Origin of the sequence: Arthrobacter sp. PvP103, from assembly GCF_017833075.1 — a bacterium.
GTDB lineage: Bacteria > Actinomycetota > Actinomycetes > Actinomycetales > Micrococcaceae > Arthrobacter.
In genome coordinates, this window is record NZ_JAFIBQ010000001.1 from 3070585 (window position 1) to 3085268 (window position 14684).

Consider the following 14684-nt stretch of genomic DNA (forward strand, 5'->3'; position numbering starts at 1 on the left):
GCCGGGTAACATCCCATAGGAACACGTAACCCGGCTCACAGTATCCAGCGCAGTGTACGAGCCAAGTCCGAACCCTCGAAAGATAGTTTCCATGGCTGACACTGCAGTAAATCCAGGCGCTCATCTCGCGGCAGGCACTGATCCTGCCGGTTCCGATTCCAGCGCTGATCTCGCGTCCGAACTCCGGGCGGATGTCCGGCGCGTCTCCACGCTGCTGGGCGAATCGCTGGTCCGCCAGCACGGCCCGGAGCTCCTCGACCTCGTCGAGCAGGTCCGCCTGCTGACCAAGGAGTCCAAAGAGGCGGCCCGCGGAGGCGCGGACGCCACCGGCCCTTGGAGCTCGCACGACGTCGTCGCCCAGGTCCGCGAACTGCTCGGCTCCCTGCCCATTGACCAGGCCACCGACCTGGTCCGTGCTTTTGCGTTCTACTTCCACCTGGCCAACGCCGCCGAACAGGTCCACCGGGTCCGGGGCCTGCGGACCCGGCAGGAGAAGGACGGCTGGCTGGCCAAGGCCGTGGAGGAGATCTCCGGCCAGGCCGGACCGGCAGTCCTCCAGGAAGTGGTCAACGAGCTGGATGTCCGCCCCATCTTCACAGCCCACCCCACAGAAGCCTCCCGCCGCTCCGTCCTGGACAAGATCCGCCGGCTTTCCGACGTCCTGGCAGTTTCCACGGAGGAAGGCACCTCGGCCCGCCGCCGCCAGGACCGCCAGCTCGCCGAGGTGATCGACCAGATGTGGCAGACGGACGAGCTCCGCCAGGTCAGGCCCACCCCCGTGGACGAGGCCCGCAACGCCATCTATTACCTGAACAGCATCCTCACCGATGCCATGCCTGAAATGCTTTCGGACCTCTCCGAGCTCTTGGGTGAGCACGGCGTGACGCTGCCGTCGCAGAAAGCCCCCATCCGCTTCGGCTCGTGGATCGGCGGCGACCGAGACGGCAACCCGAACGTCACTGCCGGCGTCACCCGCGAGATCCTGCAGATCCAGAACCAGCATGCCGTCCGGATCAGCATTGCCATGATCGACGAGCTCATTGCCATCCTGTCCAACTCCACCGCGCTGGCCGGGGCGGACCAGGAGCTGCTGGACTCGATCGATACGGACCTCAAGAACCTGCCGGGCCTGGACCGCCGGGTCCTCGAACTCAATGCCCAGGAGCCCTACCGGCTCAAGCTCACCTGCATCAAGGCCAAGCTCCTCAATACCGCCAAGCGCGTGGCGGCAGGCTCCTCCCATGAGCCTGGCCGGGACTACACGTCAACGGCCGGCGTCCTCGCCGAGCTGGGGCTGCTGGAGGAATCGCTGCGCAACCACCACGCCGGGCTTGCCGCCGACGGTGCGCTGGCACGGGTGCGCCGCGCCATCGCCTCCTTCGGACTGCACCTCGCCACCCTGGACATCCGCGAGCACGCCGACCACCACCATGACGCCGTCGGGCAACTCATGGACCGCCTGGGCGGTCCCGGCGTGCGGTACTCCGAACTCAGCCGCGCCGAGCGCCTCGAGGTGCTGGGAGCGGAACTGGGGTCCCGCCGTCCGCTGTCCGGCCACCCGATAAAGCTCGACGGCGTAGCTGACGGCACGTACGACGTCTTCCGTGAGATCCGCCGGGCCCTTAAGACCTATGGCCCGGACGTCATCGAGACGTACATCATTTCCATGACCCGCGGCGCCGACGACGTCCTTGCCGCAGCTGTGCTGGCCCGCGAAGCAGGGCTCGTCAGCCTCTTCGGTGACGCGCCCTACGCCAAGATCGGCTTTGCTCCGCTGCTGGAAACGGTGGAGGAGCTGCGGGCTTCAGCGGAGATCGTGGACCAGCTGCTGTCCGATCCGTCCTACCGGGAACTCGTCCGGCTGCGCGGAGACGTACAGGAAATCATGCTTGGCTACTCGGACTCCAACAAGGAATCCGGCGTGATGACCAGCCAGTGGGAGATCCACAAGACCCAGCGGAAGCTGCGCGATGTCGCGGCCAAGCACGGCGTCCGGGTGCGCCTCTTCCACGGCCGCGGCGGATCCGTGGGCCGCGGCGGCGGGCCCACCTATGACGCGATCATGGCGCAGCCCAACGGCGTCCTCGAAGGTGAAATCAAGTTCACCGAGCAGGGTGAAGTCATCTCGGACAAGTACTCGCTGCCTGAGCTGGCCCGCGAGAACCTGGAGCTTTCCCTGGCCGCCGTGATGCAGGGCTCAGCGCTGCACCGCACCCCGCGCACGTCCGAGGACCAGCGCGAGCGCTACGGCCACGTCATGGAAACCATTTCCGATGCCGCCTTCGCACGCTACCGCTCGCTCATCGACGATCCGGACCTGCCGGCCTACTTCATGGCCTCCACTCCGGTGGAACAACTGGGCTCCCTCAACATCGGCTCACGTCCGTCCAAGCGCCCGGACTCCGGCGCCGGTCTGGGCGGGCTGCGCGCCATCCCGTGGGTCTTCGGCTGGACCCAGTCGCGGCAGATCGTGCCGGGCTGGTTCGGCGTGGGCTCCGGGTTGAAGGCTGCCCGCGAAGCCGGCAACACGGAACAGCTCACGGAAATGATGGACCGCTGGCACTTCTTCCGCTCGGTCCTGTCCAACGTGGAAATGACGCTGGCCAAGACGGACATGGACATTGCCGGCTACTACGTCTCGACGCTGGTACCTGAAGAGCTGCACCATTTGTTCCGGGCCATCCGGGAGGAATACGACCTCACAGTCGCCGAGATCCAGAAGCTCACCGGCGAGCACGTGCTCCTCGACGCGCAGCCCACCCTCAAGCGCTCCCTGGAGATCCGCGACCAGTACCTCGATCCCATCAGCTACCTCCAGGTGGAGCTGATGCGCCGCATGCGGGCCGAGGGTTCCGAGGGCGAGAGCATTTCCGGAGCAGAGGTGGACGAACGCCTCCAGCGCGCCATGCTCATCACGGTCAACGGAGTGGCGGCGGGCCTCCGCAACACCGGATAACCAACGCTCTCTCACTTCCTGCGGGAAATCTCCAGACCCTCTCTCACCTGTGAGGGAGGGTCTGGTTTTTGGCGGCCAAAGGTGAGAGAGCGTCCGGGAAATACCGACGAAAGGTGAGAGAGCGTCCTGACGCTAGGGTTGATTTTATGCCTTCGTTCCAGACCAGACTCAAGATCACCGGGCTGAAGCCCGGCAATCCTCCCGAGGCCGTGATGGCCGCCGCAGTCGAAGCGCTCGGCACGAGGCACCACGTGGAGTCGAACCAGCTGCAGATTGCCGCCGGCGTCCCGGAGTTGAACCTTCGCTTCCTGGTGGAGCCGACGGAGTACACCGGCGAGAACAACCAGGCGCGGGAATCGGCAGCAATGATGCGCGACGCCGTCGAGCGCGTTGCGGTGACTGGCGCACTTTTGGTGCTCCGCCGCAGCCGCGGCCGCTGGGCTCCCGTCTAAGCCGGATCGCCGGGTTCGTCCACGGGGGACCGGCTGCCGCGGCGTCGGGTGACAATCATGCCCACCACCGCACCGATCACCAGCCCGACGGCGACGCCGATCAGCGAGCTCGCCCAGAACGGCAGCTTGGTGGCTGATCCGGTGAAATAGCCGAGCCCTGTGAGCCAGGTACCCCAGAGAACTCCGCCCAGCGCGGCGCAGAAGCTGAATGCCCGGGTGGTGACGTCGGCGATCCCGGCGGCCGCAGACGTCGCCAGCCGTCCGCCCGGAATGAAACGCACACCGATGATGGCGCCGTACGTGGTGGAACGGCCCGCTTTGGCGATGGCGGCGTGGATGCCGCGGTGGAACGTGCGGCCCCACCCCCACCGGTCCAGGACATGGCTCAGGCGGCGCTTGAAAAGCTGGAACACCACAACATCGCCCGCCCACGACGCAAACGCGGCCAGGAGTCCCACCAGCAGGAAGTTGGCGCGGCCTTCTGCGGCGAGCGCCCCGCCCGTGATCACCACCATTTCGGAGGGGACGGGCGGGAAAACGGCGTCGCCAAGGACGATGGGGATGATCCAGAAATAGATCGCGGCGCCCCAGGTGTCAGCGTTGGCGAGGTCCATGGGCACAAGGTACCTCATTTTCGTGACGTGGGACGGACCGGGCGTGGTCCGGTCCCGGGTCCGTCCTAGGCCGGGGCCTCGCTGAGCTGAAGCCGGCTGCGGTACTCCACAGGCTGCCCGGTGATGGGGTCGATAAACCGGATTCCGCGGGCCAGGAGCTGCAGAGGCCTGGTGTAGTCGTCCGGTGCCTTGTCCAGCAGCTCGGGGTAGAAGGCGTCATTGACGATCCCCAGTCCCAGCGACGCCATGTGCACCCTGAGCTGGTGGGTCTTTCCCGAGTGCGGCTCAAGGCGGTGCAGGCCCCGGCGCGCCGGTTCACTTGCGTGAGTGCCGGCGTCGAACGTTTTTATCAGTTCAATGCGGGTTTCCGCGTTGGGTTCGCCGTCCACCACCTCGGCCAGCAGGTAGCTGCGGGACTTGGTCATGCGGTTCCGGACCACCACGGGGAAACCGACGGCGGGGTACCCGGCGGCCGGTTCCGCGGCGGACACGCACTCGTACTCCTTCTGGACCTGGCGCTTCTCGAAGAGCACCTGATACTTGCCGCGGGTCTCCGGGTTGGTGGAGAGCAGGAGGATGCCGGCCGTCATCCGGTCCAGGCGGTGCATGGGGATCAGGTCCGGGAGGTCCAGCTGGTTCCGAAGCCGCACCAGGGCCGACTCCTGGATATATGTACCGCCCGGCGTGGTGGGCAGGAAGTGGGGCTTGTCCACCACAAGGATGTGGTCGTCCTGGTGCAGGATGCTGAGTTCAACGGGAAGCCGCGTCTCAGGCGGGAGGGTGCGGTAGTACCAGATGAAGGTGTGGTCCTCCAGCCTGGTGCGCCTGTCCAGCGGAACGCCGCCCTCGCCCACGATCTCGCCGGCGTCGAAACGGTCCTCGATGCCCTGCGGGTCGATGTGGCCCCAGCGGTGCATCATGTAGTCCATCGCGGTATCCCACGGCCCCTCGTCCGGGAGGCGCAGGCGGGTCGCGTTCACGCCGTCGCGCACGGGGAGGGGGGATTGCATCACCGGTCCATTCTACCGGGGCCACCTCCCCGCCGTTTCGACGGTTCCCTGCGTGCCAGACGCTGCGCGACGTCTAGCCGGCAGGGAACCGTCGATACGGCCGCCGACGGTAAAAAAGTTCTTGACAAATAAAATTGTCGGTAGCGATACTTAAGCCATGTTGGACATCGAAGTGATCGAGGACGCGGCGGCTGCGGAAGCCTCGCTGGACCCCATCCGGACCCGCATCCTCCGGGAGCTCGCGGAGCCCGGTTCGGCCACCCAGCTCGCCGCGAAAGTAGGGCTGCCCCGGCAGAAAGTGAACTACCACCTCAAGGCGCTGGAGCGCCACGGCCTCGTCGAGCTGGTGGAGGAGCGCCGCAAGGGCAACGTCACGGAGCGGGTGCTGCAGGCCACGGCCGCTTCCTATCTCATTTCGCCGGTGGCACTGGCCTCCGTTGCGCCGGATCCGCACCGTTTCGCGGACCGGTTCTCCGCCTTCTGGCTGCTGGCCCTCGCCGGGCGCATGGTCCAGGAAGTGGGGAAGCTCATCGCCGGGGCAGCGGCCGCACGGCAGAAACTCGCCACGTTCGCTATCGACGGTGAAATCACCTTCCGCACCGCCGCAGACCGTGCCGCCTTTGCCGAAGAACTGGGCGTTGCGGTCACCCGGCTCGTGGACAAATACCACCACGACGGCGGGACGGGCGGGCGGAAGCACCGGCTCGTCGTCGCGCTTCACCCGGCACTCAAAGAACCAAAACAAACCACCCCGTCCGGGGAAAAGGAACAGGAGCAGGACAATGACTGACAACCGGAAATTCGAGATTGTTTACGACACCGAGCTGCCCGGCACCCCGGAGCGCGTCTGGGAAGCCGTCACGAAGGGGACGCCCGGGTGGATGTTCCCCACGGACCAGTGGCCGGACGTGAAAACGGTGGAGGAGTATCCGCAGCACCTGGTGTCCCGCATGGACGGGCCGGACGGCTGGTTCAACCAGCTCGAACACGTCCTGGAACCGCTCGACGGCGGCCGGGCCAGGCTGCATTACGTCCACAGCGGCATCTTCGCGGACAACTGGGACGAGCAGTACGACGGCGCCAGCAAGCACACGGAGTTCTACCTCCACACCCTGGGCCAGTACCTGCAGTACTTTGACGGCCGCCCGGTGGTCTTCACGGACATCCAGGGTCCGGCGGCCTCGCAGGTACCGGACGGCTTCGTGCGGCTGAAGAAAGCCCTTGGCGTCGACGCCGCGTCGCAGGGTGACACCTTCGATGCGGAGCTCGAGGGCGTGGGGCGGCTCACCGGGCAGGTGGACTTCTCCAACGAGAACTTCCTGGGCCTGCGGACCGCGGACACCATGTACCGGTTCTTCGGCCGCAATGCGTTCGGGGCGCCGGTGGGCATGACGGTCCACGACTTCAGCGGCGGCGGGAATTCCGAGGCTACGGCAAAGGCGTGGGGCGGCTACCTCGCCAAGGTCTACGCATAGGAGCCGGCCGCCCACGGCCCGCCTTGGTGCCGAAGTCAGGCGATGGCGACGGCGGGCGTGCGGCGGAGGCTGCGGCGGAGACGGGGTGCGGCGTCGAGCTTGTCCTGGGCTGACCGCAGGGCACGCACCGCCGTCTCCAATTGCCCGGGCGGAAGCGTGAAGGGGATTCGCAGGTAGTGCTCGAAAGCCCCGCCCAGGCCGAACCTTGGGCCGGCTGCCAGCCTCACGCCGAAGTCGGGGCCGAGGACCGTCAGCGCGGTGCTGATCGGTGCAGGTAGCCGGCACCAGACGCTCAGCCCGCCGTCGGGCCGCTCCGGCTCCCAGTCGGGGAGGATCCCGCCGAGCAGCTCAAGCAGCGCTGCCCGATTCTCGCGGAGGGCCGCCAGCCGGGCAGGAAGCGGCTCGTCGAGCGAGCGGACCAGGTGTGCCGCCGCCAGCTGTTCCACCACCGGTCCGCCCAGGTCCATGGTGGTCCGGGCAGCTGCGAAGCGCTGAATCAGTGAACTGCCGGCCCTTATCCAGCCGGTCCTCAGGCCGGCCCAATGCGACTTGCTCAGCGAGCCGATGGTGACCACCGCCGGACTGAAGGCCGCCAGCGGGGCCGCGCCCACGGCGTCGAGGTTCAATTCACGAAGTGTCTCGTCCACCACCAGCACTGTTCCCGCGGCCGCCGCCGCCCGGACAAGGCGGCGGCGCTGGGGATCGGTCATCAGCCGGCCCGTCGGGTTGTGGAAGTCGGGCACCACGTAAGCCATCTTCGGCCGCTGCTGCATCATGGCGGATTCCATTCCGGCCACGTCCCAGCCGCGCCCGTGCGGGAGTGCGACCGGCACCGGCCGGCAGCCGCTGGCGCGGATGGCATCAAGCGCGTGCGGGTACGTGGGATGGTCCACGAGTACTTTGTCCTGCCGGCCGGCCAGGGTGCGGAGCACGATGTTCAGTGCGTGCTGCGCGCCTGATGTCACCAGGATCTGCTCCGCCGTGGTGGGGGCTCCGGCCGCCGTGTACCGCGCGGCGATGGCCTCCCTCAGCGGTGCGATGCCGACGGCGTCATAGCCGAAGCCCGGAAGAAGTGCAGGGAGTTCCGTCAGTGCGGCGGCAAAGGCCCGGTGCACCACTTCGCCGCTGGCCGGCAAGGACGCGTAGGCGAGGTCGAGCAGGCCCGGCGGCGCTGCCAGTCCCGGTGCGCCGGCCAGCGCGTTAGGGCTGATCAGTTCAGCGGCCGCCGGACCCCCTGCACCCGCCGGCATTTGGCGGGGAATGCAGGTCCTGCCGCGACTGCCCTGCCGGCTGCTCAGGAACCCCTGCTCGCGGAGGCTGGCATAGGCGGCCGTCACCGTTGTCCGGCTGACACCCAGGGTTTCGGCCAGGGCGCGCTCGCTGGGCAGTGCCATGTCCAGGGGGACGCGCCCGTCCAGGATGAGGAGGCGTACGACGTCGGCCAGCTCGCGGTAGGCGGGCCCCGCGCCGCGGTGCCACCCGCCCAGGAGGCGCACCAAGGCAGTGGGATTGAGGGATCCGGACATGTAGCCAGTATCTCAAACTGGATATGGATTACAAGGCCAGTTTTGCCGGAGGATGATTCCCATGATGACCCGAAGACTCCTTCAACTGTTTACCGGCCTGGCCATGTACGGCATTTCGCTGGCCATGTTCATCCGTGCCGGCCTTGGCCTTGACCCTTGGGATGTCTTCCATCAGGGCCTGTCCGGAAAGACGGGCCTCTCCATCGGAGCGGTGGTGGTGATCGTGAGCTTCCTCGTCCTTCTTCTCTGGATTCCGTTGCGGCAGTGGCCCGGCTTCGGCACCTTGTGCAACGCCGTGCTGGTGGGTGTTTTCGCGGACGTGGGGCTGGCGCTGATTCCCGAATTCTCGCATCTGGGCGGCCAGATCGGCATGCTGGCGGGGGCTGTGCTGCTGAATGGCATCGCGTCGGCCTGCTACATTGGCGCCCGGTTCGGCCCCGGCGCCCGCGACGGGCTGATGACCGGCCTGGCGCGGCGGACGGGGTGGTCGGTGCGGACGTCCCGGACGGTCATCGAAATCGTGGTCCTGGCTGCCGGATGGCTGCTGGGCGGCTCCGTGGGCGTGGGCACAGTGGTGTACGCCCTGGCTATCGGACCGCTGGTGCAGTTGTTGCTGCCGCGGTTCACGGTGCCGGAGGCGCCGCGCCCGGTCCCGCTTCCGCTTGAGTCAGCCGCCGATCATGCAGTTCCTGCCGGCGGCGGCTGGCAGCTCGGGCAGAAGTAGATGTCCCGCTCCTCGGTGCCCGCACCCTTGGCGAGCACGCCGTGCCGGATGGGCGTACCGCATTTGAGGCACGGCTGGTGCTCGCGGCGGTATACCCAGTATCCAGGTCTTCCGGCCATCCGTCCCACCGGCATTCCGCGCGGGTTGAGGACGGTGGTCCGGCGCCCCGGCCCCAGGTTGGCCTCCAGCAGCTGCTTGGCCGTGGTCATCATGGCGGCCAGGTCCGTCACCTCGGAGACCGGTGCTGCGGGATGGATGCCGGACAGGAAGCAGGCCTCGCAGCGGTAGATGTTGCCGATGCCGGCGAGGTTTCGCTGGTCCAGCAGTGCCACGCCGATGGGAACGTCCGGCGCTTCGCGCAGCCGCCGTTCAGCCTCCGCCATGTCCCAGTCCGGCCCCAGCAGGTCCGGCCCCAGGTGGCCGACGACGGAGTCCTCGTCGGCGGTGCGAACCACTTCCAGGATGCCAAGGGAAAACCCGACGGCGTCCGCCGTGGCCGTGCGCAGTACGCACCGCGCGGTGAACCCCGGTTTCCGCCAGCGGCCGCCGGGCGGGTAGACCTGCCAGGCGCCTTCCATCTTCAGGTGGGAGTGGATGGTAAGCCGTTCCTCCGCCGGACCTCGAAGCCGCATGAGGAGGTGCTTTCCGCGGGGCACCACCTCGTCCACGGTCCAGCCCGCCAGCTTCAGGGTGGCGAACCGGGGCACCCGGAAGTCGGAGGCTGTGAGTTGGTGCCCGGCCAGGGCGGCATGCAGCTGGGCCGCCGCCCGCCAGACGGAATCGCCTTCAGGCACGGATTCTCAGTCCCTTCGGAGTCGAATAGGCGCCGGCGTGGGTCAGGGCAGCGGCTGCGGGAGTGTCCAGGATGCCGTGGCCGTTGACCTTCTCCATGATGAGCTTGTCCACGGCGCCGCGTTTGACCACGCCGACCAGGGCTGCTGCCGCGGCGGCCAGCACCTCCGGATCTTCATCGAAGGCGAGCAGCGTCTTGCCGCCGCGCTCCACGTACAGCGCCAACGCGCCGTCGACCATCACCACCAGGGCTCCGGCTTTCCTGCCCGGACGGTGGCCGCTTCCGGCCTCGACACTGAGCGCGGGCCACGGCAGAGCCGCACCGTACGGGTTGGCGGGGTCGGTCGCGGCAAGCGCAAGGGCAACGGGCTCCGGCTTCGCCAGCTGGGAGTCTTCAGAGTACGACCGCAGCCGGTCCACGGTGGCGGGAACGGCAAACTGCGCGGCGCCGAGGTGTTCAATGAAGTACCCCCGGCGGCAACGCCCGGCCTCTTCCAGCCTGGCAAGGACTTTGTACATCAGGCCGAATCCGCCCAGGATGTTCTCGGCCATGACGGAGCCGCGGGTGACCACCCCGTAGCGGTCCAGCAGAAGCTCCGCCGTGGCGCGGGCATGGATGGTGGGGTCCAGTTCCGGCAACGGCAGGGCGGACCACCGGCCGGCCGCCAGCGGAGGGGTAGGGGCGGCGCCGGTCACGGAGCCGTAGCGTCCGCCGGTCAGCCCGGCAGATCCCATCAGGCCGGTTCCGTGGGCGCGGCCCAGCCTGCTCATGCGGGGTGCACGCGCCCGCGGGGCCCGGGCAACCTGCCGGTGCGCCGTGTGGCCGCCGGCGATCATGGCCCGGACCGGAGCGAAGGTGTCGCCGGTGATGCGGCCCGCCCACGCCAGGTCCCACAAGGCGGACACCACATCCTGGTCGCTCAGCACGGAATCCATGCCGCCTGCAATGTCGGTCAGCTGGCGGAAGAAGTAGCCGCCGCCGTTGTTCTGCAGGTGCTCCAGCAGCCGCTGCTGCGCGTCCCCGGGCTGGTAGTCCGGAGCGGGGTTCAGCGTGAGTTCGGCCGAGTCCGCAAGGTGCAGGCTCACCCATCCGTCATTGCCGGGCAGCGCGCCGGCGCCGGACCAGAGGACCTCGCCGGCGGCCATCAGCTCGTCCAGCATGGCGGGCTGGTAGTCGCTGACGCGGCTTGCGAGGACGAGCGGCTCCCACGCCGAGGCGGGAACCGGCACGCCGGAGAGCTGGTCGACGGCGGTGATGATGCCGTCCAGCCCGCGCAGGGCGGACTGGCCCCGGCGGCCGGGAGTCCGGACGTTCTGCCAGGCAGGGAGGAACCGTCCGTACGCGGAGGCATCCACGGGTTCCACTTCGGCCCGCAGCGCCGCCAGCGACCGGCGGCGTAGCTTTCGCAGCACCTCGGCATCGCACCATTCACTGGTGCCGGCCAAGGTGATGGTAGAGGCGGACGGCAACGCAGGCGCATCTTCCTCACCGGGTTCCGGTGTTTCGGGCACTTGGCGGGGCGGTGTGGCGTGCGGGCGGAACTCGCCTTCCACCACGCGGCCGTCCGCGGCGAGCCGTTTGAGCGCGGTGCCGACGACGGCGACGCCGAGTCCCAGCCGGGCCGCGGCTTCCGCTGCGGTGAAGGGCCCGTGGGTGCGGGCGTAGCGGGAGACGAGGTCGCCCAGGGGGTCGGCGACAGGTTCGATGAACGCCAGCGGCACCCCCATGGGCAGGGGCACCCCGATGGCGTCCCGCAGGCGGGCAGCGTCCTCCACGGCCGCAAAGCGCTCGACGCCGCCGATATTCACCCGGAGTGCGCGGTTGGCCCGCTGCAGGGCGGCTAGGTGGGCAGCGGCGTCGGCCACGAGTGTTCCGACAGGTTCAACCACCGGGGCTGGCTCGACGCCCGGGGCTGGCTCGGCTACCTGCGATCCGGCGGGTTCCAGCCGCGCGGCCACTTCCGCGGGCGTCAGCGGACCGAGCAGCCGGAGCAGATCCGCGACACCTTCCATGCCGCGCACCCGGCGGTCCGGGGCGAGGCGCTGCAGCTCCCGTTCGGTGGCTTCAATGACCTTGGCGTCCAGAAGCTCGCGCAGCTCCACCCGGCCCAGGAGCTCATTGAGCAGGGTTGAATCCAGGGCCAGTGCGGCCGCCCTGCGCTCGGCAAGCGGCGAATCGCCCTCGTAGAGGAACTGGGCCACGTAGCCGAACAGCAGTGACTTTGCGAACGGCGAAGGCTGCTGCGTGGTGGTCTGCAGGATCCTCAACTCGCGCCGCTCAATGGACGCTGCGATGTCCTTCAGCGCCGGGAGGTCGTAGACGTCCTGCAGGCACTCGCGCACCGTCTCCAGAACGATGGGGAACGTGGGATATTTCCGGGCCACGTCCAGCAGCTGCGCGGACCGCTGGCGCTGCTGCCACAGGGGCTGGCGCTTCCCCGGATTTTGCCGGGGCAACAGCAGGGCGCGGGCGGCGCATTCACGGAAGCGCGAGGCAAAGAGGGCGCTCCCGCCCACCTCGGCCGTCACGATCTGTTCCAGCTCCTCCGGATCGAAGAGGAACAGTTCGGCGCCGGGCGGCTCGTCCTCCATCATGGGCACCCGCAGCACAATGCCGTCGTCCGCGGCCATGGCGGAGCCGTCCATCCCGTAGCGCTGGTGCAGGCGCTGCCCCACCGCAAGGGCCCAGGGAGCGTGCACGGGCATGCCGAACGGGCTGTGCAGGACCACGCGCCAGTCGCCCAGCTCGTCATGGAACCGCTCCACCACCAGGGTGGTGTCGCTGGGGACAACTTCGGTGGCCAGCTTCTGTTCGGCGAGGTACTGGATCAGGTTGTTCGCGGCGAAATCATCGAGTCCGCTGGCCTTGCAGCGTTCCGTGGCGGGTCCGACGTCGGACGCTGAGAGTTCGCGCACAAATGCGCCCAGCGCGCGGCCCAGGTCCACCGGCCGGCCCAGCGAATCACCCTTCCAGAAGGGGAGTTTGCCGGGCTGGCCGAAGGCCGGGGAAACGAGCACACGGTCGTGCGTGATGTCCTCGATCTTCCAGCTGGTGGCACCCAGGGCGAAGACGTCCCCCACCCGGGATTCGTAGACCATTTCCTCGTCGAGTTCACCCACGCGCCGGCCACCCTTGGCTGCGGAGGCGGCGGGACTGGCGGCCTTGCCGTCGCCGGACGGTGATGCCGAGCCTTCCACCTCGGTGCCGATGATGTAGACGCCGAAAAGCCCGCGGTCCGGGATGGTGCCTCCGGACGTCACGGCCAGCCGCTGCGCGCCGGGGCGCCCTTCGATGGTGCCGGCATTGCGGTCCCAGATGATCCTGGGCCGGAGCTCGGCGAATTCGTCTGACGGGTAGCGGCCGGCCAGCAGGTCCAGCGTGGCCTCGAACGCAGAGCGGGGGAGGGACGCAAACGGGGCGGACCGCCGGACCGTGGCGAACCATTCCTCCACATCGATGGAGCCCAGCGCCGTGGCGGCCACGGTCTGCTGCGCAAGGATGTCCAGCGGGTTGGCGGGAACACTGAGCCGTTCGATTTTGCCGCCCAGCATGCGCTCCACGGTGATGGCCGTATGCACGAGGTCGGCACGGTGCTTGGGGAACAGGACACCCTGCGACACTTCGCCCACCTGGTGCCCGGCCCGGCCCACCCGCTGCAGGCCGCTGGCAACGGACGGCGGAGACTCCACCTGGACCACCAGGTCCACGGCGCCCATATCGATGCCAAGCTCAAGGGAGGACGTGGCAACAACGCACCGCAGCCGGCCCGACTTCAGGTCATCCTCGATCAGCGCCCGCTGGTCCTTCGACACGGAGCCGTGGTGTGCCCGGGCCAGCACCGGGTCGGCGCCTACGGTACTCCCCGCCTGCGCCATCATGTGGGCCGGGGTGGCCGTCGACGCCGGGGCCCCGGCGCCGGGGGACGCCGCCGTTCCTCCGGCAGGCGGCGCTCCGAAGTCCGGCGCTCCGAAGTCCGGCGCTCCGGCGCCGAACTCTCCCCAGCCGCCGCCCGCTGCCACCAGTTGGCGTTCGGCATAAATTTCGTTGAGGCGCGCGGTTAGGCGCTCCGCGAGGCGTCGCGAGTTGGCGAAGACGATCGTGGACTGGTTGGCCATCACCAGGTCAACGATCTTCTCTTCCACATGCGGCCAGATGGAGGCCTGCGGCTGCAGCCCTGAGGCAGGCCCGGAGTCGAAGGCGCCGGCGGCCCCCTGCAGGTCGGACATGTCCTCCACCGGCACGGAAACTGTCAGGTCCCAGTTCTTCTTGGACGGCGGGGCCACGATTTCCACCGGCGCGGAGCCGGCCAGGAACTGGGCCACGAGTTCACGGGGCTCCACAGTGGCCGAGAGGCCGATCCGCTGCGCCGGTTTGGGCAGGAGGGCATCCAGGCGTTCGAGTGATACGGCCAGGTGCGCGCCGCGCTTCGTGCCTGCGACGGCGTGGACCTCGTCCACGATGATGGTGTCCACTTCGGCCAGCGTTTCCCGGGCTTTTGACGTGAGCATCAGGAAGAGGGATTCGGGCGTGGTGATCAGGATGTCCGGCGGGTGGCTGAGCAGCGCGCGGCGGTCCGCCGTCGTCGTATCTCCCGAGCGGACGCCCACGGTGATCAGCGGTGCGGGCAGTCCCAAACGCTTTGCTGTCTGCGTGATGCCGATGAGCGGCGCGCGGAGGTTGCGTTCGACGTCGACGCCCAGCGCCTTGAGCGGCGAGATGTACAGGACGCGGGTTTTCCGCTTGGGCGTCTTGGGCTTCCTGCCTTTGGCGGCCGGGTCCAGGCCCGGCAATGCTTCCGGCTCGGCGGGAGCGGATGACTGGAGTCGGTCCAGCGCCCAGAGGAACGCCGCGAGCGTTTTGCCGGAGCCGGTCGGGGCGACTACCAGTGCATGGGACCCGGACGAAATAGCGTTCCAGGCGCCGTTTTGTGCGGGCGTGGGCGCGGAGAACGCGCCGAGGAACCATTCCCTGGTGGCCTGGCTGAACCGGTCCATGGTCCGCGCGGAAGTACGCCCGCCGGCTGGCGTTCCTGATGGTGTGTCGCCCGGCGGCATGCCGCTGGCGGACTCCTTCCCCTGCATTCTTCCATCATGCCCTACGGCACCGACACTCTTGGCGGCGGCCCTGACAGGGC

Annotated in this window: 10 protein-coding genes; 5 read left to right on the top strand and 5 right to left on the bottom strand. The window is 68.5% G+C overall.

All coding sequences use genetic code 11. From position 1 onward, the window contains the following. Positions 1-91 precede the first annotated feature (91 nt). Positions 92-2956: a phosphoenolpyruvate carboxylase gene (gene ppc / locus JOE41_RS14210; RefSeq protein ID WP_209752719.1), complete on the top strand. Its 2865-nt coding sequence runs from the start codon at positions 92-94 to the stop codon at positions 2954-2956. Between the two features lie 146 nt (positions 2957-3102). Continuing rightward, complete coding sequence (locus JOE41_RS14215) at positions 3103-3408, top strand: hypothetical protein (RefSeq protein ID WP_011690482.1); 306 nt, start codon at positions 3103-3105, stop codon at positions 3406-3408. On the opposite strand, the gene JOE41_RS14220 is transcribed toward JOE41_RS14215, so the two are convergent. Both JOE41_RS14220 and JOE41_RS14225 read right to left on the bottom strand, forming a co-directional pair. Next, positions 3405-4022, bottom strand: a complete 618-nt coding sequence (locus tag JOE41_RS14220) for a DedA family protein (protein WP_209752720.1) — start codon at positions 4020-4022, stop codon at positions 3405-3407. The genes JOE41_RS14215 and JOE41_RS14220 overlap by 4 nt on opposite strands. Positions 4023-4087: 65 nt before the next feature. After that, the gene (locus JOE41_RS14225; RefSeq protein WP_209753638.1) at positions 4088-5032 is read right to left on the bottom strand and encodes an RluA family pseudouridine synthase; all 945 of its coding nucleotides are present in this window, start codon (positions 5030-5032) and stop codon (positions 4088-4090) included. A 157-nt stretch (positions 5033-5189) separates the two neighbouring features. Between JOE41_RS14225 and JOE41_RS14230 the strand changes: the two genes are divergently transcribed. Together JOE41_RS14230 and JOE41_RS14235 are read left to right on the top strand one after the other, a co-directional pair. Next, a complete protein-coding gene (locus tag JOE41_RS14230; protein WP_209752721.1) occupies positions 5190-5822 on the top strand; it encodes a helix-turn-helix domain-containing protein in 633 nt (210 codons plus the stop codon). Then, positions 5815-6507, top strand: a complete 693-nt coding sequence (locus tag JOE41_RS14235) for an SRPBCC domain-containing protein (protein ID WP_209752722.1) — start codon at positions 5815-5817, stop codon at positions 6505-6507. Before JOE41_RS14230 ends, JOE41_RS14235 begins: the two co-directional genes overlap by 8 nt. A gap of 35 nt (positions 6508-6542) precedes the next feature. On the opposite strand, the gene JOE41_RS14240 is transcribed toward JOE41_RS14235, so the two are convergent. Then, entirely contained in the window at positions 6543-8033 is a 1491-nt protein-coding gene (locus tag JOE41_RS14240) for a PLP-dependent aminotransferase family protein (RefSeq protein ID WP_209752723.1), read from the bottom strand. A 61-nt stretch (positions 8034-8094) separates the two neighbouring features. On the opposite strand from JOE41_RS14240, the gene JOE41_RS14245 reads away from it, so the two are divergent. After that, the gene (locus tag JOE41_RS14245; protein WP_209752724.1) at positions 8095-8757 is read left to right on the top strand and encodes a YitT family protein; all 663 of its coding nucleotides are present in this window, start codon (positions 8095-8097) and stop codon (positions 8755-8757) included. Here JOE41_RS14245 and JOE41_RS14250 read toward each other — a convergent pair. Both JOE41_RS14250 and JOE41_RS14255 read right to left on the bottom strand, forming a co-directional pair. Beyond that, positions 8712-9551 (bottom strand): Fpg/Nei family DNA glycosylase, encoded by an 840-nt coding sequence (locus tag JOE41_RS14250; RefSeq protein ID WP_209752725.1) that lies wholly within the window; start codon positions 9549-9551, stop codon positions 8712-8714. The genes JOE41_RS14245 and JOE41_RS14250 overlap by 46 nt on opposite strands. Beyond that, the gene (locus JOE41_RS14255) at positions 9544-14544 is read right to left on the bottom strand and encodes a DNA glycosylase AlkZ-like family protein (RefSeq protein ID WP_209753639.1); all 5001 of its coding nucleotides are present in this window, start codon (positions 14542-14544) and stop codon (positions 9544-9546) included. Before JOE41_RS14255 ends, JOE41_RS14250 begins: the two co-directional genes overlap by 8 nt. Positions 14545-14684: the final 140 nt, after the last annotated feature.

Excerpts from the sequence above, each read along its gene's own strand:
- JOE41_RS14225 (WP_209753638.1), bottom strand. The coding sequence starts at position 5,032 with ATGCAATCCCCCCTCCCCGTGCGCGACGGCGTGAACGCGACCCGCCTG.
- JOE41_RS14215 (WP_011690482.1), top strand. The coding sequence starts at position 3,103 with ATGCCTTCGTTCCAGACCAGACTCAAGATCACCGGGCTGAAGCCCGGC.
- JOE41_RS14255 (WP_209753639.1), bottom strand. The coding sequence starts at position 14,544 with ATGGACCGGTTCAGCCAGGCCACCAGGGAATGGTTCCTCGGCGCGTTC.
- JOE41_RS14245 (WP_209752724.1), top strand. The coding sequence starts at position 8,095 with ATGATGACCCGAAGACTCCTTCAACTGTTTACCGGCCTGGCCATGTAC.
- JOE41_RS14220 (WP_209752720.1), bottom strand. The coding sequence starts at position 4,022 with ATGGACCTCGCCAACGCTGACACCTGGGGCGCCGCGATCTATTTCTGG.
- JOE41_RS14235 (WP_209752722.1), top strand. The coding sequence starts at position 5,815 with ATGACTGACAACCGGAAATTCGAGATTGTTTACGACACCGAGCTGCCC.
- JOE41_RS14240 (WP_209752723.1), bottom strand. The coding sequence starts at position 8,033 with ATGTCCGGATCCCTCAATCCCACTGCCTTGGTGCGCCTCCTGGGCGGG.
- ppc (WP_209752719.1), top strand. The coding sequence starts at position 92 with ATGGCTGACACTGCAGTAAATCCAGGCGCTCATCTCGCGGCAGGCACT.
- JOE41_RS14230 (WP_209752721.1), top strand. The coding sequence starts at position 5,190 with ATGTTGGACATCGAAGTGATCGAGGACGCGGCGGCTGCGGAAGCCTCG.